Genomic DNA, 19,808 nt, shown 5'->3' with positions numbered 1-19,808 from the left:
CAAGACGACGGCGCGGCACCTTGGCCAACGTGCAAGGACCGGCTGCCGCGCAACCGCGCAGGAAGAGGCCTTCCAGGTCGCCCGTCATAACGAGACTTCGTGAACGAGCTGGACCTGCGCCGACAGTTGCTGGACCACCTCACGGCCGACGGCAGTGTGCGCTCGCCGCAGTGGCGGCAAGCCGTCGCGGTCACCGGGCGGCACGAGTTTCGTCGCGGAGGCTTCTTCCGCCAGGTGCCCCGCTCGACCCCCACCGCGTGGGAGCCGGTGATGCCTGGTGACGAAGACTGGCTGTCCGGCTGCTACACCGACGTCTCGCTGGTCACCCAGATCGCCGCGACGATCGTGCCCGGCGACATCCGCGGCCGGATCTTCCGGGAGCCGACCAGTTCCAGCACCGCCCCCGGCCTGGTCGTGCGCATGCTGGAAGACCTCGAGATCGAAGACGGCATGCGGGTGCGGGAAATCGGCACCGGCACCGGCTACTCCACCGCGCTGCTGCGCCAACGCCTCGGAGACGACCTGGTCACCTCCATCGAGGTCGACCCCGCGGTGGCGGCCGCGACCGCAACCACGCTGGCCACCCTCGGCCACGCCCCCGACCTGGTCACCGGCGACGGCCTTGCCGGACACAAGGACGGCGCCCCGTACGACCGGGTCATCGCCACCTGCGGCGTGCTCACCATCCCAGAGCAGTGGATCGCCCAGACCCGCCCCGGAGGCCAGATCCTCGCCGCCCTGTCCGGGTGGATGCACGCCTCTGAACTGGCCCGCCTCACCCTGACGACGGCACCGCGACCGGACGGCTCCTGGACGGGCAGGTCGCCTTCATACTCGCCCGCCGCCACCAGCCTCCGCACCTGGGCATGCTTCCCGACACCGACGGCGGCACCGAACGCGACACCGTCATCGACGCCGGCATCGACGCCGGCATCCTCGAGAACCGGGCAGCCCGGTTCGTCGCCCAGACCACAGCACCCGGGGCACAACGTCTCGACCTCGGCAACCAAGGCCAGCTACTCGTGGACACCGACGCGGGAAGCTGGGCCCTGCTCCAGCCCGGCCCGCACGGTTGGCGGGTCCGCCAAGGCGGCCCCGAACGCATCTGGGACCCCATCGAAGACCACCTCCTACGGTGGCGCCACGACGGATCCCCCGCCCTGCACCAGTTCCGCATCACCATCACACCCGACGGGCGCCATTCCTTCGCCTGGTCCCACACCCGGTGACACGGGCCAGGCCCAGCCGCCGCCAAGAAGGAGCACCAGGAGAGCCCGACCGCTGCCGCACGACGCTCATGCGCGCCGAAAGCCATAGCCGCACCGGAGTTGAGCTGCCCCCTAGGGCGAGGCGGCGCCGCGAAGTCCCGGTTCTGCGTCACACGGGGTTTCGTCGCGGTCTCCGTGCGGGACCGCACTTCCCCCGACGGGCCAAGGCGGCCCAGCGGGGTGAGTGACCGCATCAGGACGCTTTCGTCCACTGAATCCTGCGCCTCAGCCGCCACAGACGGTAACTACCTGCATAGAAGCTGGACGCCTCGCAGGGATGAGAGGACTATCCAGTCCGAAAAAATCGCCGATCTGCGGTACGTTTGGGGAAGGCGGTTCCCTGCGGACGGCCAAGCAGCGATACCTCACAAGGATCTCCAGGGCGGTAGCCACCATGCATGCAGGCGTCGAGTTCTCAGTGCTCGGCCCAGCCCGGCTGCACAAAGAGGGGGTCGAGGCCAGATCCAGTCAGCCGAGGCACCGCGACATCCCCGCCGCCGGCTCGGCCGGTACGCCCGGCTGATTGCCGGGACCCCCGTCGAGGCTGCGCACACAGCCGGTGAACCCCTCACCGCCCAAAAACGATCACTCGGGAAAGGTTCGATATGCCGGGCTCCGACCTCTATGAGAAATTCATGGCGCTGCACACCCGCGACGGCGGCCTCGTCATGCCGAACGCATGGGACGGCCTATCGGCGCTGATGCTGGCCGACGCCGGCTTCGAGGCGATCGCGACGTCATCGGCGGCACTCGCCACGACACTCGGCCGGCCCGACGGGCGTCACGAAGTCACCCGTGGTGAGCACCTTGAGCACGCGCGGCTGCTCGGCCGTCTCACCGGGCTCCCCGTCAACGGGGACTTCGAGGACGGCTACGGCGACACGCCCGAAGACGTCGCTGCGACCGTGGAAGCCGCCGTCGGGTCCGGCCTGGCCGGTATCGGGATCGAAGACACCTCGGGCAATCCCGATCAACCGATCCGCGACTTCGACGAGGCGGTCAACCGCATACGGAGCGCCGTCGAGGCTGCCAAGGGGCGCATCGTCGTCACCGGCCGCACCGACAACTTCATCCAGGGGCGGCCCGATCTCGACGACACCATCCGGCGTCTGACGGCCTTCGCGGAGGCCGGCGCGGATGTGCTCTACGCCCCTTACCCACCCGACCTCGACGCACTCGTCGCGATCGTCACCGCCGTCGCGCCGACACCGGTGAACGTCCTCATCTCGCCGGCGGACAAGGTGCTGACCGTCGCTGAACTGCAGAAGGCCGGGGTCAAGCGCATCAGCGTGGGTCCAGCGCTCTACACCCACGCAATGGAGGCACTCGACCAGGCCATCAAGGCTCTCGTCGCGGGTGACCTCACCACCGCGACGACGGGAACCAGCTTCGAGCGCATCAGCGAACTACTTGCCCGCGGAACGAAATAGCCCAGACCCTGCGAATCACCGCTCGCTCATCACCCACCTATCGCAAGAAAAAGGCATATTCACATGAATCTCGATAAGCTCATGAACAAGCATCTCACCAGGTATTTCGATCCCAGCAAGACCATTCCTGGGGAAACCCTTCAGCAGCTGCTGCGATTCCTGCGTTCCGCGCCGTCATCGGTGAACGTACAGCCCAACCACTTCTACGTCCTCGCCACGCCCGAAGGCAAGGAGCGGCTCGCCGACAACCTGGGCGAACGATTCCGGGACAACGCCGAGAAGATCCTCAACGCGTCGCACACCATCATCCTCACCACCCGGGCAGATCTGCCCGACACCCACCTCGAGGCGGTGTTCGCCAAGGAGAGGGCCGATGGCCGGTTCCCTGATCCATCCAAGCAGGAGCTGTGGGAATCCATGACCCGGGACTTCCTCAACCTTCGCAACTACGGCTACAAGGACCTGAACCACTGGATGGAGAAGCAGACCTACATGGCGGTGGGCCTGACCATGATGGCGGCCGCCGAGCTCGGCGTCGAGGCCACGCCGCTGGAGGGGTTCGACCCGACCAGCGTCGACAAGGCCTTCAAGATCCGCGAGAACGGACACACCACGACGGTGCTGCTGGCCCTCGGCTACCCCGACCCGGAGAGGGTGTACACCACCCCGATCTCGCGCTTCGACCCGGACCAGCTGTTCACCTTCGTCTAAGAACCCACCCGGAAACCAAAACTCACCACGCCTACCAGGAAGAGCCATTTCGATGAAAGCCATTGTGGTCACCGACCAGGCCGCGGGAACGGCCGGAATGACGCTGACGGAACGGCCTGAGCCGCTCCCAGCGATCAACGACGTCATCGTTCAGATCCACGCATCGGGCTTCGTCCCCACAGAGATGGAGTGGCCGTCCACCTGGGCCGATCGCGCCGGCCGTGACAAGACACCGTCGATCCCCGGCCACGAGCTGGCCGGAGTGGTCACCGCTCTCGGCTACGGCACGACGGGGCTCTCGGTCGGGCAGCGGGTGTTCGGCCTCGCCGACTGGCACCGCGACGGCACCCTCGCGGAGTACGTGGCGATCGAAGCACGCAACCTCGCACCGCTGCCGGGCGACGTCGACTTCACGGTAGGCGCGTCCCTGCCGATCTCAGGTCTCACCGCGTGGCAGGGCCTGTTCCAGCACGGGCGCCTCCAGGCCGGCCAGGCTGTCCTCGCCCATGGCGCAGCCGGGGCAGTCGGGACGATGGTGACCCAGCTCGCACGTGAAGCCGGCGCTTACGTCATCGGCACCGGACGCGCCGCCGACCGCGCGAAGGCGCTCGACTTCGGCGCGCACGAGTTCGTCGACCTCGAGAACGACACGCTGAAAGACGTCGGCGGCGTCGACCTGGTCTTCGATGTCATCGGTGGCGACGTTCAAAAGCAGTCCGCCGCCCTGATCAAGGCCGGAGGAACACTGGTGTCCATCGTCGGCCCGGTCGAAGCACGGCCCGCTGACGGCCTGGCCGTGGACTTCGTCGTCGAAGCCGATCGCCTCGAACTCGGTGAGATCGTGCAGCGGGTGCGGGACGGACGGCTGCGGACCAACATCGGTGACGTCGCGAGCCTCGACGATGCCATCGGCGCCCTCAACCCGACCACCCGGCGCCTCGGGAAGACAGTCATCCGCGTCCTCCCGTAGGTGGTGGACGGCCACCGTCCGGGCGGCAGGTCATGGTCCTGATCTACGCCACGGCCATCGGGCACCGACCGGCGCAACGACCCGAACCGACACACGCCAGTCACTCGAACCAGAGGAGTTGATCACCTTGGACGGACAAGAAGTGCAGAAGATCGCGGGCGACTACACCGCGGAACTGCCCGGCACCGACCAGGAACACCGTTTCGGCCCCGACTGGGAGCTCCACAAGGTGGGCGGCAAGGTTTTCATGCTCATGACCGATATGCCCGGACGCCCCGTCCTGATCCTGAAAGCCGATCCTGACGACGCCACAGCCCTGCGTGAGCAGTACGCGGGCATCACCCCCGGCTACCACATGGACAAGAGGCACTGGATCACAGTGGAAGGCGGAGACACCATCGACGACAAGCTGGTGAAGGAACTCGTGACCGACTCCTACCGTCTCGTGGTCGGCGGGCTTCCCAAGTCCAAGCAACCCGTGGATCCACACACCTACAACCACCACGCCTGACCCTCGCCATGCCCATCCTGCGACGCAGCGTCGCAGCAGTCATCTGGAGCCTCCCATGCGCGTTTTCGTCACTGGCGCCAGCGGCAGCATCGGCTCGGCTGTCGTTCCCGAACTCATCGCCGCTGGTCACGAGGTCCTCGGCCTCGTCCGCTCCGATGCCGCGGCTACGGCCGTCGCCGCCGCCGGCGGGACGCCGCTCCGCGGCGACCTCACCGACCTTGACAGCCTCCGTGCCGGCGCCGCGCAGGCCGACGGTGTCATCAACCTGGCCTTCAGCAACGACTGGAGCAACTTGGAACAGGGCATCGACGAGGAAGCGCGCGCCGTGCAGACCCTCGCGGCCGCACTCGAAGGCAGTGGCAAGCCGTTCGTGCATGCCGGCCTCACGCCGATGGTGCCGGGCCACACCTCCACCGAGGAGGACCGCGACACCACCAACGGTCCGGTCGGTGGCCGCGGCCGTACTTCCGACGCGGTGCTGACCCTGGCCGCCCAGGGCGTCCGGTCCTCCGTCGTGCGGCTGCCGCGCTCCGTGCACCAACGCGGGTCGGCATACGGCTTCTGCTCGGTGCTCATCGCCGCCGCGCAGAAAACGGGCGTGTCAGCGTACGTCGGCGACGGCACACAGCGATGGCCGGCCGTCAACCTGCTTGACGCCGCCCCCCTGTTCCGCATCGCACTCGAGGACGCTGCACCGGGCACGGTCCTGCACGCGGTAGCCGACGAGGGCGACACCATGAGGTCGCTGGCCGAGGCTATCGGCAGCGTTCTCGCGGTGCCGGTCGAGTCGGCGCCGCCTGAGCGCTTCGGCCCCATCGGTCGCGTGTTCGCCCTAGACATGCCATCGTCGAGTGCACAGACCCGGGAACGGTTCGGCTGGGAGCCCACCCACCCGCGCCTGATCGACGACCTCGTTGCCGGCGACTATCCCGCCCTGGGCTGAAATCCTCGGGATGCCGCCGGGACCGGACAGGGTGAGTGACTACTCACCTTCCGCACACACCGGGCCTCCCTTGCCTCCGTCCGAGCGCTCGGCCAAGGCGCTGACTGCACCACGTCCGGTTCAGTCCAGAAGCGGCAACCGACAGCGATGAACACCGGCCGCTCCAGCACGAACCAGCCGACTCGGTCGGCCAGCAGTAGGCGCGGAGCAACTGGACGAGGGACCTCGAATTCCACAGACTCTTTCTGCCAGGGCGCTCGTGGCGGGGAGGCACTGAGCTTCGGAATCACCGTTGCAATCAGCATCATTGGGCGGTTGAGCAGGGGGAACTTCCCGCTCGACGACTGGCGCAGCGTGCTCCATATCCCGTTGGTTGACCGCGGCTGACCGCCCGTTCTGGCACGGATCTGGCATGCGAGGCCGGCCACGGAAGGGGAGTGGACGCTGCCGGGAATTGCTGATCCTCGCACCATACGGCGGTCGGCCCGATTGGGCTCAGGATCGACCGGGCTAGGCTGCGGGCATGGTTTGGACGAGGCCGACGTATCGCCTGGTGGATGGGGAGCGGATCGACGGGGCATGGTGCCACGTGTGGACCAAGTCGTACGCGGGCTACCACCCGGCTGATCTCTTCGTCTACGCCGACAGCGCGATCCGCTGCGTGGGTGAGATGGATCTGCAGGGGCTCCGGGAGCGGCTGACGTCCGGATTGATCGCTCTCAGCGACCCTGAACGCCTGGCCCCAGCGCCGGCCCGGGAGGGTCCCCGGTGGTCCGCCCGCTATCCGGAACCGCTGACGGACGAAGGCTTCGTGGGCGAGGTGCAGGACGAGATCGAGTCGTTGAGCGGGCGGCCGACCAGTTCCGACCGGTGCTGGGAGGCGATCAGGCACTATCTGGAGGAGCCCACCGAGGGCAACCGCCAGGATGTCCGGGCGGCGTATCTGACCATTCCGGCGCATCGGCGGGTCTATGTGCTGGGCGACATGGACCTACAAGACGTCCCTTTGCGGAAGCTGATCACCGATCTCGGCGAGCCCGTGGGTGGCGACGGCCCGATTGCTACGGCGGAGATGCACCGCGAGGTTCTGGAGTACTTCCGTGCCGGCGACCGGGGCGTGGAACGAAGCCGTGAGCTGTACGGAATGCTGCATGCCGATGATCCGCAATGGGCGGGGGTTCCCGCGATCACGTCGAATGAACGGGTCAACCCACCGAACGAGCCGCCGGAGCGAGTGGACTTGTTCGTCTTGCGTAACGAGTTCCCGGCGCCGTTCTTGTACCGGGGCCAGCGCTATCCAACGGTGCTGCACGGCTACTGGGCCTTGGCGGCGGCCGACCGCTCCGACCACGATCACATCCGTGAGGCAGCCACGGCTCGCGAGGCCCATGAGACCGGCGGTCGCATCCCGCTGCGGCCCGAATGGCTTCTCGTCCGCACCGCTGTCATGGCCGCGCTGTTGCGTGCAAAGTTCACCCAGCACCCGGAGCTCGCCCAGGTGCTGCTGTCCACGGGCGACGCCAGAATCAGCTACACCGGGATCTCGGAGTCGCCGCACTGGACCGACCGCGGTCCGCGGGAAGGCCGGAACTGGGTGGGTCGCCTGCTCGAACTCACCCGAGCTGAACTCCTGTCAGATCGGGTTGTCAACGAGGGAGGGTAGCCAACCCGAGCAACCGTGCCGGCATCCGGGTCGGCGAGCGCGACCCGGTACGCACGCGAAGCGATGCCAAGTCGAGCTAGGGCACTGACCTCTTCGTCCCGAAGCCGCGCTGCGCCGGGCGACATCACGGCAGGAATCTCAGTAGCGGTAGTTCGTTGAATTCGGTGGTGGTGTGGGTTGACGGTAGCTCCGGTTGGTCGTAGGCCGGTGGTAGGGGTCAACTGCCGTGCTGGGGGCTGAAGATGACCGCTCGCCGTCCGTGTCCGCCCGCGCCGGGGCCGTTGGAGGAGTACGCGGCCCGGTTCGATGACCTCTTCTTTAGCCTGGCCCAGCGGCGAGGGTTCCGCGAGTACCTGACCGGGCTGCTGGCGCCGCGGGAGCGGAACAAGACGATCACCTGCCTGGCCGGGGCGGAGCCGGTGGCCGGTGCGGGGATGCCGGGGTGCAGCGGCTGCAGTTCTTCCTGTCCGAGTCGCCCTGGGAGGCCGAGCAGGTCAACGACCGGCGGCTTGAGCTGCTGCGTGAGGAGCCGGCGACGGCTCCGCACGACGGCGGAGTCATCGTGATCGACGATTCCGGGGACCGCAAGGACGGCACCGCGACCGCGCACGTGGGCCGGCAATGGCTGGGCCGGCTGGGCAAGACAGACAACGGCATCGTCACGGTGACCACGGTGTGGACCGACGGCCGCGTGTACTACCCGCTGCATGCGACGCCCTACACCCCCGCCCATCACTTCACCAGCGGCCGCTCCGATCCGGCCTTCCGTACGAAACCGCAGCTGGCCGCTGCTCTCGCGGTCCGCGGGAAGGATGCGGGCTTCGGCTGCCGGGCGGTGGTCGCCGACTGCGCCTACTCCGTCAGCGACGACTGGTACCTCGCACTGCGCGAGGCGGGCCTGGCCTACGTGGTGGCGCTCAAGCCGCACCGCGGCACCTGGGCCCGGGCCGGTCAGCCGCACACCCCCATCGAAGCCGCCCACGCCCTGACCTGGAAGGATGCCAAGCATCCCGGGGACTGGAAGGCCGTGGAGCGTCACTTCCGCGACGGGCACACCGAGACCTGGTGGGCCGCCGACGCCCGGCTGGGCGGCTACGGACCTGACTCACCCTGCCGACTGGTCGTGGCCACCACCGACCCGGCCGGCCTGCCGGAGAAAGCCACCTGGTACCTGGCCACCAACCTGCCCCACCCCGACACACCCCACGCCACGGCCGGCCCGCACCCGCCAGCCGACCTCGCCGAGATCGTCCGCCTCTACGGCCTGCGTCCCTGGATCGAGCAGAGCTACAAGCAGATCAAGGACGAACTCGGCTGGGCCGACTTCCAGGTCCGCTCCGCCCGCGCCATCCGCCGCCACCAGACCCTGATCAACTGCGCTTTCTCCTTCTGCTGGGATCAATGGTTCGCCCCACCCGGACCGCTGGATGCCACCGCGCCGGACCCCTGCCCCGAGGAGGGGCCAGAGAGGGGGACCAGACATACCCCACCAGGCCCAGCAGCCCTGCTGGCCCAAGGCCTTACGCGCTATCCGGTCCTGGCTCACCCCAGCCATCACCCTCACCCGATGGTGGCAAGCATGGACGGACACGGATCCACCCCATGAGCTCCAGGCCCTGATCGACGCGGTCACCAACGGACACGGCATCGATCTTTACCTCCGGATTTAACGAACTACCGGTAGACACTCACCGTTGTTGCCCGTTGATTCCCGCTCGATCGGGCATACGGTGGATACGACGGAGTCGCCAGGCGTGGATCTCGCCATAAAGCACGGATGCCACAAATATGGAGAGCATGGTCTCCATGCTCGCTGACCACGGTTCAGGCACCCACCAGTGACCTATGACCGCCCACCCAGCGAGGATCGGCACGGCGAGGAGGTAGCCGCGCAGCCGCACACGCAGCCGACGCACATCATGCCGTGGTTCAACTGCCATCATGGCCCTGTGTCATCGCTGGATGATGCCTGATCACAAGCGTATGCTGCTCACCTTTGCCGGGTAGGTCAATGCTCCAGCAGGGACTCGGTGCTGGATCACGTATCGGCTAGTTCTTCTGGAAGTGGTGAGCGAGCGCCCCACCTGCGCGCTTCCATCCCCCTGCCTCCGTTGACCTGCGTAGACGCGCTCGTGGCTGTCATCGCTGGTCAACGTCGGTTCGCCTTGGACGGCCCAGGAACGGCCCGACCATGCCTCCTACAGGGAGATCACCAAGGGACGGGCGTCGCGTCGCCCGTAGGTCAGGATGCGCGCAAGAACTTCGAGCATGCGAGCCACATCCGGAGCCGGCGCGCGTAGGACGGCTTCGACTGTCGGGTCCTCCAGCCCCAGCGCATCCACGGACTCGGGGTCCAGGGTGATCCGCAAGACATCGGCGTCCAGTTCGACCCGGCGCACACACCCGTACGCAGTGTTCTGGTCGGGCGTGACAACACAGTGCGAGTCAAAGCCGAGACGCACGTCCTGTTCGTCGGCCTCGTCAAAGCGACACATGAATGACAGCGAGAAGTCCTCCTCGTCGTCGGACTCGGCAATCCCAGCGCTCATAGTGCCGTCCGGCTCGGGATCGTCGAACCCGAACGCGATGTGTGCTTCAAATCTGAAAGTCATGGGGCGTGTTCTACCAGCGGCCGCTGACACCGAGGGGAACTCCCGCGTGGGGTCGCTGGAACGGATTTGGGCTGGAGTCTCAATGGCTGAGGCGACCCGGCCGGCGCCGTGCCCCTCGATGCGAACTATGGGCACGACGGTCGCTGAGGTCTGCTGGGCACGCCAGCCGGCCGCCTGGGAGGGGTGGCGGTCGGGTATGGGCGCAGAGGTTGCTGTACTTCGTTGCTGTACAGCACTGTCGCGGGTGACTCGTCTCAGTGAGGTTTGACCGTTCGCTGTCGTACGTTCGAGGCTGCTGGGCTTGTGAAGGGCAGGACGACGGTGGCCACACGGAGACGAGGAATTTTCGGCAATTCGGCAAGGTCGTCAACCGCGTGTAAGTCGACTGGGAGATCGAGCACTTCGCCAAGAGGATGCCGGAGCGGATGCTCGCCCTGCCGTAGGGGCAGGATGGGCGCATGATCCTGCGCCCCTTGCGCGACACCGACGAGGACGCCGACGCGATAGCGGTCATGGCCGCCGCCGCGTTCGGCGCCTCCGATGCCCTGCCCGGTGGCGGCCCGCCCGAGGAGATGCCTCCCGAGCTGGCCGCTCTGCTACGGCGGCGCAACCGGTACGTCGCGCGTACCGACCCCGGTGGCTGCTGGCTGGCCGTGGACGAGACCTCCGGCATGCCGCTCGGGGTCGCCCTGTCGACGCGCCGCGAGGGGACGTGGGGGCTGTCGCTCCTTGCCGTGCTGCCCTCCGCGCAGCGGCAGGGGGTCGGACGCGAACTGCTCGCCGCCGCCCTTGCCTACGGGCGCGGCTGCCTGCGCGGCATCATCTGCAGCTCCCCCGACCCGCGGGCGGCGGCGACCTACCGCCGGGCGGGCTTCGCGCTGCACCCGGCGATGCGCCTGGAAGGCGCCGTCCGCAAGGGCGACCTGCCTGCCCCGGACGGCGCGGTGCACGAGGGCTCGGCCAAGCACCGCGACCTGATGGACTCCGTCGACCGGCGCACCCGGGGCGGCGCCCACGGCCCCGACCACGACCAACTGCTCACCGAGAGCGACCTGCTGATCGTCGACGACCTCGCCGGCAGCGGCTACTGCTACATCGACCAATACGGGAACGTACGGCTGCTCGCCGCCACCTCCCCCAGGCTGGCGACCCGGCTGCTCACCGCCGCACTACTGAGCCTGCCCGAGGGCACCCCGGCACAGGTCGCCAATTTGACGGCCGAGCAGCAGTGGGCCGTGGATGTGGGGCTGACCGCCGGACTGGAACTCAGCACGTACGGCTGGGTCTGCCTGAGCGGGATGCGGCCACCGGAGCCGTACATCCCCTCGGGATTCTTCGGGTGACGTTGGAAGCACTTGGGGCGCCTACCCTGCCCCAGGCGCTTGAGTTCGTTCGACGTCAGACCTTGGCGAGGACCGGCTCTCGCTCGGTCTCGTCGTTGCCGGCGTGAACAGAGCCACACGTCGCCGACCGGGGCGTCGGGCCGCAGTCGCCGCTGAACTCAACAGCCGTCCATCCACGCAAGACGCTCGGCTGGGAAGCCCCAGCCGAGCGTCTGTCCAAACTGCTTGCGGCTTGATCAACTCACCGCGGTGTTGAATCGACCCCAGGAATGCGCCTGGGGCGGGCGCCTTCGCGTCGTTGCACCGAGGTCCGCGGAACCCGGAGGGGGCCGCAGGCCGGAACCGCGGTGGGTGCGAGCCCTGGACCGTAGTTCCGGCCCGAGCGTGGGCTACTTCGTCAGGTAGGCGTCGATGATGGTCTCGTCGACGGTGTTGCCCTGCTTGTCCACGGCTTGGGCCTTGAACGAGACGCTGCCGCCGGCCTTGGGGTTGGTGATCCGGACCCGGCCGTCGCAGACGTTGAGCTTCTGCCAGTGGGCTCCCTTGTCGTAGGAGGCCCACACGCTCAGGGACTTGAGGTTCCGGCCCGCGGCGGTGCCCTTGACGGTCACCGGCACCCACGTCTTGGCCCGGGCCTTGCCCGTGTTGTCGAGGGACAGGGCGGGGGTGAAGCGCACGACGGAGGTCGGGAGCTTGGTGATCCCCGGAGCGTACTCGGAGGAGAACGTCCAGCTCGTCGTCATGCTCGTGGAGATGTCGGCGACCGCACCGCGCTTGACCGAGACGGTCAGCCGGTAGTCGGCCCTCTCGTTCTCCGCGATGTAGAAGACGTCCATCGGGTAGATGCTGGAGTTGACGAGCTCACCGTTGCGGTAGAGGGACGTTCGCGCGCTCTCGATCGGCGAGTTGTTTTCGCTGATGTTCCCCTCGCTGTCCGAGAAGAGCGGAAGCCGTCCGTCGATCGCCTCATCCGCCCGGAGCAGCCCGATGAGGCCGGCGCCCTCCGGGAGATCCGGCCCGAAGACACCGACGTTGAACACGTGCTGGTAGGAGCGTCCGGGCTTGAACGTCCTCGGCAGCGCGTCGTAGCTGGTCTCGTAGGCGTCGTTCGCGTCGACCTGCATGAAGCCCAGCTGCCACGAGGTGTTCCCCGAGAGCAGGTGCAGGGTGCCGGTGTAGGGCAGGGCGTGCACGGTGCCGAGTCCGGCACCGCCCTCGGTGCCCGGCGTGATGAATCCGAACTTGCCCTTGGCGGGTGCTCCGAGCTTCGCCTCGACCTTGGCGAACTCCCGAGCCTTGGCGTGGTGGGTGAAGCCGGTGAGGTACCTGTCGCCGGTCGGCTGGTACACCAGGTGGTACTCGTCGTGCCCGTTGACGCCGGTGGAGAAGGTGGTCATGAGCTGCTGGGTCAGCCGGTCGCCCGCGGCCGCCTTGGGGCCCAGGTGGCCGGTGCGGTACTGCGCGAGGGAGTCGGTGAAGACCCCGTAGCGGGTGCTGTATCCGTCGGCCAGTTCGATGCCCGCGCTGAAGAAGCCGAGGACCGGCTGGGCGGAGCGGTCGGGGACGGTGATGTCCAGCGGCTTGGCGGTGCGCGCGTCCACCGTCACCGTGGTGTCCTGGGTGACGTCGAGGTTGGGCTGGTTGAACCAGTCACCGCCCTGGTCGTACGAACCCGCCGGGTCGACCCGGACCATGCTGTTGAGGAAGTACCGGCCCTTGGGGACGCGTACCGAGTGCGTGTCGCCGCTCAGCACGGTGTTGGCACCCTTGGCGGGTCCTTCCAGGCCCTGCAGCTGAGCGTCCCAGGCGGGGGCGGGCGCGGGCTCGCCCTTGCGGTCCAGCGGCTTCACCGTGACGGTGTACATCTCCGACTCGCGGTCCACGGCCAGCGCGGTGCCGACGGTCTGCCCGTCGCCAGTGGCCGTGACGCGTCCGGTGAAGGCACCGGTCGTGTCACCGCCGAGGCGGGTGTCGGCGGTGACCTTCACGGTCGCCTCGCCGTGCGCCGGGACGGTGACCTGGCCGTCGGTGGTGAACATCCCGGCGGGCGAGGGGGTGCCGTCCGGTCCGGTGGCGTCCACGGTCAGCTTCAGGGTGACCGGGGCACTGCCCGTGTTCCGGTACGTGAGGTCCTTGGTGAGCGGCTGGTCGTCGGTGTGCGGCCACTGCGCGACACCGTACGAGAGCGAGGTCTCGCGGGCGACGACGGTCTGCTTGATCGCGTTGCGCAGGTCGACCCGGCCCGAGCCCTGCTCGAAGGGCGTGTACCCGCCGGGCGTCGTCGAGGAGACCAGCGCGTCCTTGATGTCGTCGCCGGTCCAGTCCGGGTGCTGCTGGGCGAGGATGGCGGCGGCGCCGGCGACGTGCGGGGTGGCCATCGAGGTGCCGTTGAGCGCCATGTAGCCGTCCGCGACGGAGGGCGCGACACTGGCCAGGTAGCTGTCGTGCGCGGCCGCGGCCCCGATGGCCACACCGGGCGCCGTCAGATCCGGCTTGATGCCACCGTCACCGACACGCGGGCCGGTGCTGGAGAACGGGGCCAGCTTGTCCTGCTTGTCCACCGCGCCGACGGTGAGGGCGGCGTCGGCGCTGCCCGGCGAGCCGACCGTGCCGGGGCCCTGCTCGCCGGTGTTGCCCGCCGCGATGACGAAGAGGGTTCCGCTCTCGGCCGACAGCCTGTTGACGGCCTCCTCCGCCGGATCGATCTCCGGTGAGTCCCAGGTGCCCAGGCTGAGGTTGACGACGTCCGCCTTCTCGGCGACGGCCCACTCCATGCCCGCGATGATCTGCGACATGCTGCCGCTGCCACTGTCACCGAGGACCTTGCCGCTGAGGATGCGGGCCCCCGGCGCCACACCCTTGTACGTGCCACCGGACTTGGCTCCGGTGCCGGCCGTGATCGACGCGACATGCGTGCCGTGACCGAACCGGTCCTCGGCGTCCGGCGAGTCGGAGAAGTTCCGCTCGACGACGACCTGTCCGGCCAGATCGGGGTGCGTGGTGTCGACACCCGTGTCGAGAACGGCGATACGCGTACCAGTGCCGTCAAAACCGGCCGCCCAAGCCTCCGGGCCGCCGATCTGGGGGACGCTCTTGTCCAGGCTCGCCTGCACGACGCTGTCCAGCCACACCGAGGCGATACCCGGAGCGACGGTGCGCTTCGCGGCGCCGGCCGCCCCGTCGGTGACCGCCGCCCACAGTTCCGCGGTGCCGTTCGCGGGCGCGGCGACGGCGTCGGCGTTGACGCTCGGCAGCGTGCGCTCGACCTTGGCACCGCCGGTGGAGCGCAGCGCCGTCCTGGCCGCCGGACGGGCCGCGTCGTACATCACGATGAGCCGCAGGTCATGGCGCTGCTCGTAGGCCGGCGAGCTCAGTGTGGTGATGTCGAACAGACGCCGGTCCACCCGGCCGCTCTGGACGAGGCTCCGGGCGTCGTCGGGCATGGCGTAGGTGTGGCCGTCGCGGGTCTCCACCCGGATGGGTATGTCCTCCCGGCCCTTGGCGGGACGCGCGGCGACGATCTCGCCCTTCGCGTTCACCGCGATGCGGTCACCGGTGATCAGTGGAATCCACCGGTGCGCGCCGGTCCCGGCCGGAGTCCCCTTGATCTCGGGACCCGTCGCGAAGGCCGAGGCCGAGGCCGAGAGCTGTGCGGCCGACGATGCCGTGCCGGTGGGGGCGGCGAGTGCCAGGGACGCCGACGGGGTAGCGGCGACCAGCAGCATGCTGATTCCCAAGACCGTGCCGATCGCAGGTCTCTTGGACGTGAATTTCACGGTTTCCTCTCGTTCATTCACCCCGCGCCGACGCGTGGGTTTCACGGTGGACTTGGGGTGCGCCGCACAGCGAAGCACCAGCCCCGAGAGGGTGTCAATGGGTTGATCTTGGATGGCGAGCTGGTATACAGGTCACCAACTGGTGAATTATGCCCGGCATTAGCGCACTTTTCGCCCCCAATGCATCCGCCGTCCGGCAAGACAGGCACAGACGGCGTGCCACCTGCCGCGATGCATGCACCGAGACACTGGGAGCCGGTCACCGCGCACGAGGGTCGGCAGCCCTCACCCCGCCCTCGTGGGGAATCCGTCCGGAATTCGAAATTTCCCGCCCTCCCCATTCGGTTCGGCCGGATTCGAAGGGCTGCAATTCGCTGAGGGCGCGGACCCGGCGATAAGAGGCCTAACCTTCGGCGAGCGACTCAGGCTACCGAAGGAACCTCGGCAGGTTCGGACCGCCGTCCTCACGGCAGGCTGGCGCGTCGCAGCTGGTCGACCAGGGTGCGGGCGGGGTCGTCGTCGCGGCGGCCGACGGCGGCCCGCAGGTCGGCGACCAGGGCCCGCGACTCGTTGGCGTGGTCCTCGACCGGGTAACCGCAGCGCGTGCCGGGGTCGGTGAACCAGCGGTAGATGATGCTCGCTTCGGGGCCGCTGCGGCCGGTGAGTTCACCGAACACGGCGCGGGCGAGGTGGTTCTGGGCCAGCGTGTCACCGAGGTCGGTCATCACCTGGGCGGGCACGTCGTAGAGCCGGTCGAGGACGGCCAGCAGGGCCGGGGCGACGTGCCGGTCACCGCACCGGCGGTCCGGCACGTTCAGCCCGGCGAGCCGGTAGAGGTGGTCGCGTTCGTCCAGGCTCAGCCGCAGCGCACGGGTCAGCGCGCGCAGCACCGACTCCGACGGCGTCGCCGTGGCCCGCTCCTGTTCGAGGCGGGTGTAGTAGTCGGTCGAGATGCCGGCGAGCCCGGCCACCTCCTCCCGGCGCAGCCCCGGCGTACGCCGCCGCCCGGCCGCGGCCAGGCCGACGTCGGCGGGGCTGAGTGCCTCGCGCCGGATGCGGAGGAACTGGGCGAGCTGCTGGGTGTCCATGCCGAAAAGTCTGTGCTTCCAACGACGCGGTAGCCAGGGACAACCTCACTCTACCTACCGCGCGCCCGACCACCGACGCTGTGCTGCACCGACTCACGTACGGAGAAATCGCATGGCTACTGCCCGCACATGGTTCATCACCGGCGCCTCCCGAGGGCTCGCCGCGCTCTGGGCCGAGGCGGTCCTCGAGCACGGCGACCAGGTCGCCGCCACTGCCCGCGACGCAGCGGTATTCAAGCCGCTCGCCGACCGCTACGGCAGCCGGCTGCTGCCGCTGGAACTCGACGTCACCGACCGGGCTGCCGTCGACGCAGCGGTCCACACCGCCGAACAACACTTCGGCGGCATCGACATTCTGGTCGACAACACCGGGCACATGCTCCACGGCGCGGTCGAAGAGGTCAGCGCCGAGCAGGCCCGGGCGCAGATGGACGTCAACTACTTCGGTGCGCTGTGGACCACCCGGGCCGTGCTGCCCGGGATGCGCGAGCGCCGCTCCGGCCGGATCCTGCAGGCCTCCTCGATCGGCGGGCTGGTCGCCTACCCGGCGCTGGGCATCTACCAGGCCTCCAAATGGGCCCTGGAAGCCATGAGCCAGTCCCTGGCCGCCGAGGTCGAGGTGTACGGCATCCACGTCACTTTGATCGAGCCGATCATGTTCCCCACCGGCCTGGCCGCAGCCTCCCCGCAGTCGCAGCCGAACCCGGCCTACACCCACGCCAGGGAGGCTTTGTACGCCGGTGCGAGTGCGAGCGGTTTCGTCCCGGGTGATCCGGCCGCGACCTCGGCGGCGCTGCTGGCGGTGGCCGACGCCCCGAAGCCGCCGCTGCGGGTGCTGTTCGGCGCAGGCGGCCTCGATGCGCTGCGCACCGAGTTCGCCGGCCGGCTCGCGGGGCTGGAGGAGTGGGACCACATCTCCCGCCTCGCCCAGGGCAACCCGGCGGGAAAGTGAACGCCATGACCCGCACCGTTCACGAGCAACTCGCCAGCGTCGTTCCGCCGCTGTCCGCCCTGCACCGCCGCGCCGACCGGGCCCTCCACACCCTGGACCAGCCCCTCACACCGCCACCATCAACCGCCCCAATGCCAGGGGTGCGAGCGACACCCGCCGCACCCTGATGGCGATTCTTGGATCGGCTCTGCCCGGAGTTCCGGAACTGGTCGGCCGGTCACTCCGGGTAGACCGCCGCAACCCGGGGCAGTCGGGCGGCGACCTCGCTGTGGTCGCCGAAGTCGAAGTTCCAGGCGGGGTCGAGTTCGGGGTAGTTGATGGTGAAGGCATCGCCGGGGAGTTCTGTACCGGTTGCGGTCTCGTAGGCGTTCCAGCCGATGCTCAGGGTTCGCTCGCCCTCGAGGTCGATGCCTATGGCTGCTGCTGCCTGGACAGCTGGTATGTCAGCGAGGCGGTCGGCATCCGCCGTGATCTGTTCCGGACTCGGGGTGCCTCCCGTCGCCCGAAAGGACACTGACGTCCAGGTCAGCACGCCGGGGAGCCGTCCGAGTCGGCGCGCAGCTCAGCCGTCGCGCGCTGGAGCGGCCGCAGCCCGGTGAATCCAGGCGCCGCCTCCTGTGGGTGATGTCCACGTCCTCCCGCCTCCCCGCCGACAGCCAGGCCCCGACACGTGATCGAAGGCAATCAGGTGTAAGAAGGAGTTGGGGCACCGACGAGGCGAATGCCTGGACGATGGATCACTCCGGGCGTCCGGACGCTTCCACTGGCCGCCAAAGGGACCCGGCCGATCGGGTCAGGATCCTCGACCCTCGACGTGGGTCCAGTGTGGCCAGCCAGGCGGCAGGTGCGGTGGTTGCGTCGCAGTAGCGGAAGGCGTGCCGGAGGAACAGGTCACCGTTGCCTGTGGTCGCGGTGAACACGGGTTGCGTTCCGGTTCGGGAGAGTGCGGCCCGCAACAGGGCCGAACCGATGCCACGGCCCTGGCTACCGGGTGCGACGCAGAAGTTGTAGAGGACCGCGGCGGCGCAACCGGATCCCGCAGGACCTGCCTGCCGGAGGCTCCCGTACGCGGGCGGTCGTTCCTGGTAGCGGTGCACCGCGACACAGCCCTCGACCTCCCCTGCTTCGTTCTCGGCTACGAGGAAGTCGCCCGTATGACGGGCATAGTGGCCGAGCGGGCGCTCTCGCAGCGCGCCGCCGGGGATGAACGCCGAGGACAGTTGATGCAGAGCCCCGGTGTCCGCAAGGGTGGCGGTCCGCACCGCGCCCGGACGGCCGAGGCGGCCGGTGAAGTCGGGCGCAGCCGTGGTCAATGCCGTCTCGCTCTCATGACGTCGGGGGAATGCAGAGGGGAATGCAGAGGGTTCACGAACTCCGCGAGGAGATCGCCCTCCGGCACATGTGTCGGGCGCCTTGTCGCAGGCAGTGATCGATCTGTTCACCGGTGATCGGCGCGGCACCGACGGGAGCCGCCACGGGCCAGGGCCATGAGGTGTGCGACCCGTTGACCGATGTCGGCTGCGCTGCGGGCCGGGGAGTGGAAGGCGACCCGGACGTCCTGGCGCCCCGGGCGTACTCGCACCGCAGGGTAAGCCCGTGGCGATCCAGTGCGATCGGGCGCAGATGAACGACGTCTTGCAGGACGTTCCGGTCGACGAGCCTGCCGAGTTGGGCGATCACATCGCTGTGGTCCCGGTCGAGATGGGTGAGCAGCGCCGTCTCTTCGATGGCCAACGGGTCGGTCTGCGCGGCGGCCAGTTCGTCAAGGTCGACGCCGACGGTCGTCCCGTCCCGTTCGATGGCGGCGCGGGCAAGATCGAGGCGGAGCACAAGCACCTCGGGCGTGTCCTGGATCTCGGCTGGGGTGAGGAAGCCGGCAAGGGACACGCGGGCCCGGACCCGGTCGCGGACCGCTGTGGGGGCAAGGTCGGTGAACTCGACCAGACTCGCGAGAATGCCGCGCGGGGTGAACGCGGCTTCGTCGGCAAGCAGGCTGTCCGAGGGGACGTGCAGTCGCAGCGTTCCGCTGCTGTCGACCGTGTGCATGGAAATCAGGTCGTAGCAGTTGCCATCGGTCGTAAGACTCAGGGAGTCGGAACGCGCCAGGACCGAACGGATCCGCTCTGCGTTGGTGGGGTAGGCCGCCTGGACGAATGCAATGGCCATCAACGCTCTCTCCTTAGGTTAGCCTCACCTAAGTTAGCATGCACGGCTAATGCGTCCGCTCATGGACTCCGGCTGGCCGAGGCCTTCGGCATCGACCCCGGCTTCTTAATCCGAGCGGGACGCCTCCCGTCTGGTGGCCGATCCACGTGAAGACCTCGCAGGAGAGGTCGTCCCGGGCCGGGTGTCCGCATCAGACCTGTCGGAGTTGGCGTCCCGTATGCCCACGGTCGCCGAACGCCTGCTGGACCTCGTCCGCCGCTCGCAGGCGCTGCCGGAACGCCTGGCCGCGGCCGCGAGTCGGGCCACCCGGCATGTGGCGTGCACGGCTTATCACTGTCACGGTCTGCGGCACGAAGCCCTCAGGACGCCAACGGC

Annotated in this window: 16 protein-coding genes and 1 pseudogene; 11 read left to right on the top strand and 6 right to left on the bottom strand. The window is 68.6% G+C overall.

Going from position 1 to position 19,808, the window contains the following annotated elements; genetic code table 11:
* Window positions 1-99 precede the first annotated feature (99 nt).
* From OG937_38140 to OG937_38105, 8 genes are all read left to right on the top strand, one after another.
* Complete coding sequence (locus OG937_38140) at window positions 100-1,317, top strand: hypothetical protein (GenBank protein ID WUD77114.1); 1,218 nt, start codon at window positions 100-102, stop codon at window positions 1,315-1,317.
* Between the two features lie 586 nt (window positions 1,318-1,903).
* On the top strand, window positions 1,904-2,698 hold the full coding sequence (locus OG937_38135; protein WUD77113.1) for an isocitrate lyase/phosphoenolpyruvate mutase family protein: 795 nt from the start codon (window positions 1,904-1,906) through the stop codon (window positions 2,696-2,698).
* 81 nt (window positions 2,699-2,779) lie between these two features.
* Window positions 2,780-3,409, top strand: coding sequence for a nitroreductase family protein (locus tag OG937_38130; GenBank protein ID WUD77112.1), 630 nt, complete (start codon window positions 2,780-2,782; stop codon window positions 3,407-3,409).
* A gap of 52 nt (window positions 3,410-3,461) precedes the next feature.
* Window positions 3,462-4,379 carry an NADP-dependent oxidoreductase gene (locus tag OG937_38125; GenBank protein ID WUD77111.1) on the top strand — a complete coding sequence of 306 codons (918 nt, stop codon included), beginning with the start codon at window positions 3,462-3,464 and terminating at the stop codon, window positions 4,377-4,379.
* 127 nt (window positions 4,380-4,506) lie between these two features.
* Window positions 4,507-4,890 (top strand): MmcQ/YjbR family DNA-binding protein, encoded by a 384-nt coding sequence (locus OG937_38120; GenBank protein ID WUD77110.1) that lies wholly within the window; start codon window positions 4,507-4,509, stop codon window positions 4,888-4,890.
* Window positions 4,891-4,945: 55 nt separating this feature from the next.
* Window positions 4,946-5,833: an SDR family oxidoreductase gene (locus OG937_38115; GenBank protein ID WUD77109.1), complete on the top strand. Its 888-nt coding sequence runs from the start codon at window positions 4,946-4,948 to the stop codon at window positions 5,831-5,833.
* Window positions 5,834-6,356: 523 nt separating this feature from the next.
* On the top strand, window positions 6,357-7,496 hold the full coding sequence (locus OG937_38110; protein ID WUD77108.1) for an NADAR family protein: 1,140 nt from the start codon (window positions 6,357-6,359) through the stop codon (window positions 7,494-7,496).
* A 442-nt stretch (window positions 7,497-7,938) separates the two neighbouring features.
* On the top strand, window positions 7,939-9,102 hold the full coding sequence (locus tag OG937_38105) for an IS701 family transposase (GenBank protein ID WUD77107.1): 1,164 nt from the start codon (window positions 7,939-7,941) through the stop codon (window positions 9,100-9,102).
* A gap of 592 nt (window positions 9,103-9,694) precedes the next feature.
* Here OG937_38105 and OG937_38100 read toward each other — a convergent pair.
* Complete coding sequence (locus tag OG937_38100) at window positions 9,695-10,108, bottom strand: Imm10 family immunity protein (GenBank protein WUD77106.1); 414 nt, start codon at window positions 10,106-10,108, stop codon at window positions 9,695-9,697.
* 458 nt (window positions 10,109-10,566) lie between these two features.
* Here OG937_38100 and OG937_38095 point away from each other — a divergent pair, with 458 nt between their 5' ends.
* On the top strand, window positions 10,567-11,451 hold the full coding sequence (locus tag OG937_38095) for a GNAT family N-acetyltransferase (protein WUD77105.1): 885 nt from the start codon (window positions 10,567-10,569) through the stop codon (window positions 11,449-11,451).
* 389 nt (window positions 11,452-11,840) lie between these two features.
* On the opposite strand, the gene OG937_38090 is transcribed toward OG937_38095, so the two are convergent.
* Both OG937_38090 and OG937_38085 read right to left on the bottom strand, forming a co-directional pair.
* Window positions 11,841-15,176 (bottom strand): S8 family peptidase, encoded by a 3,336-nt coding sequence (locus OG937_38090; protein ID WUD77104.1) that lies wholly within the window; start codon window positions 15,174-15,176, stop codon window positions 11,841-11,843.
* 515 nt (window positions 15,177-15,691) lie between these two features.
* Entirely contained in the window at window positions 15,692-16,315 is a 624-nt protein-coding gene (locus OG937_38085) for a helix-turn-helix transcriptional regulator (protein ID WUD77103.1), read from the bottom strand.
* 112 nt (window positions 16,316-16,427) lie between these two features.
* Here OG937_38085 and OG937_38080 point away from each other — a divergent pair, with 112 nt between their 5' ends.
* Window positions 16,428-17,267 carry an SDR family NAD(P)-dependent oxidoreductase gene (locus OG937_38080; protein WUD77102.1) on the top strand — a complete coding sequence of 280 codons (840 nt, stop codon included), beginning with the start codon at window positions 16,428-16,430 and terminating at the stop codon, window positions 17,265-17,267.
* A 217-nt stretch (window positions 17,268-17,484) separates the two neighbouring features.
* On the opposite strand, the gene OG937_38075 is transcribed toward OG937_38080, so the two are convergent.
* From OG937_38075 to OG937_38065, 3 genes are all read right to left on the bottom strand, one after another.
* Complete coding sequence (locus OG937_38075; GenBank protein WUD77101.1) at window positions 17,485-17,799, bottom strand: hypothetical protein; 315 nt, start codon at window positions 17,797-17,799, stop codon at window positions 17,485-17,487.
* Between the two features lie 205 nt (window positions 17,800-18,004).
* Window positions 18,005-18,529 carry a GNAT family N-acetyltransferase gene (locus OG937_38070; protein ID WUD79014.1) on the bottom strand — a complete coding sequence of 175 codons (525 nt, stop codon included), beginning with the start codon at window positions 18,527-18,529 and terminating at the stop codon, window positions 18,005-18,007.
* 103 nt (window positions 18,530-18,632) lie between these two features.
* Entirely contained in the window at window positions 18,633-19,433 is an 801-nt protein-coding gene (locus tag OG937_38065; protein ID WUD79099.1) for a DUF2470 domain-containing protein, read from the bottom strand.
* A 66-nt stretch (window positions 19,434-19,499) separates the two neighbouring features.
* Here OG937_38065 and OG937_38060 point away from each other — a divergent pair.
* A pseudogene (locus OG937_38060) lies at window positions 19,500-19,725 on the top strand (Cro/Cl family transcriptional regulator).
* The last annotated feature ends 83 nt before the right edge of the window (window positions 19,726-19,808 follow it).

The organism is Streptomyces sp. NBC_00510, assembly GCA_036013505.1.
GTDB lineage: Bacteria > Actinomycetota > Actinomycetes > Streptomycetales > Streptomycetaceae > Actinacidiphila.
The sequence above is the reverse complement of the archived record's forward strand: the minus strand, read 5'-3'. Positions and strand labels throughout refer to the sequence as shown.

Excerpts from the sequence above, each read along its gene's own strand:
- OG937_38095 (WUD77105.1), top strand. The coding sequence starts at position 10,567 with ATGATCCTGCGCCCCTTGCGCGACACCGACGAGGACGCCGACGCGATA.
- OG937_38135 (WUD77113.1), top strand. The coding sequence starts at position 1,904 with ATGGCGCTGCACACCCGCGACGGCGGCCTCGTCATGCCGAACGCATGG.
- OG937_38080 (WUD77102.1), top strand. The coding sequence starts at position 16,428 with ATGGCTACTGCCCGCACATGGTTCATCACCGGCGCCTCCCGAGGGCTC.
- OG937_38125 (WUD77111.1), top strand. The coding sequence starts at position 3,462 with ATGAAAGCCATTGTGGTCACCGACCAGGCCGCGGGAACGGCCGGAATG.
- OG937_38065 (WUD79099.1), bottom strand. The coding sequence starts at position 19,433 with ATGGCCATTGCATTCGTCCAGGCGGCCTACCCCACCAACGCAGAGCGG.
- OG937_38115 (WUD77109.1), top strand. The coding sequence starts at position 4,946 with ATGCGCGTTTTCGTCACTGGCGCCAGCGGCAGCATCGGCTCGGCTGTC.
- OG937_38130 (WUD77112.1), top strand. The coding sequence starts at position 2,780 with ATGAACAAGCATCTCACCAGGTATTTCGATCCCAGCAAGACCATTCCT.
- OG937_38085 (WUD77103.1), bottom strand. The coding sequence starts at position 16,315 with ATGGACACCCAGCAGCTCGCCCAGTTCCTCCGCATCCGGCGCGAGGCA.
- OG937_38090 (WUD77104.1), bottom strand. The coding sequence starts at position 15,176 with ATGCTGCTGGTCGCCGCTACCCCGTCGGCGTCCCTGGCACTCGCCGCC.
- OG937_38100 (WUD77106.1), bottom strand. The coding sequence starts at position 10,108 with ATGACTTTCAGATTTGAAGCACACATCGCGTTCGGGTTCGACGATCCC.
- OG937_38110 (WUD77108.1), top strand. The coding sequence starts at position 6,357 with ATGGTTTGGACGAGGCCGACGTATCGCCTGGTGGATGGGGAGCGGATC.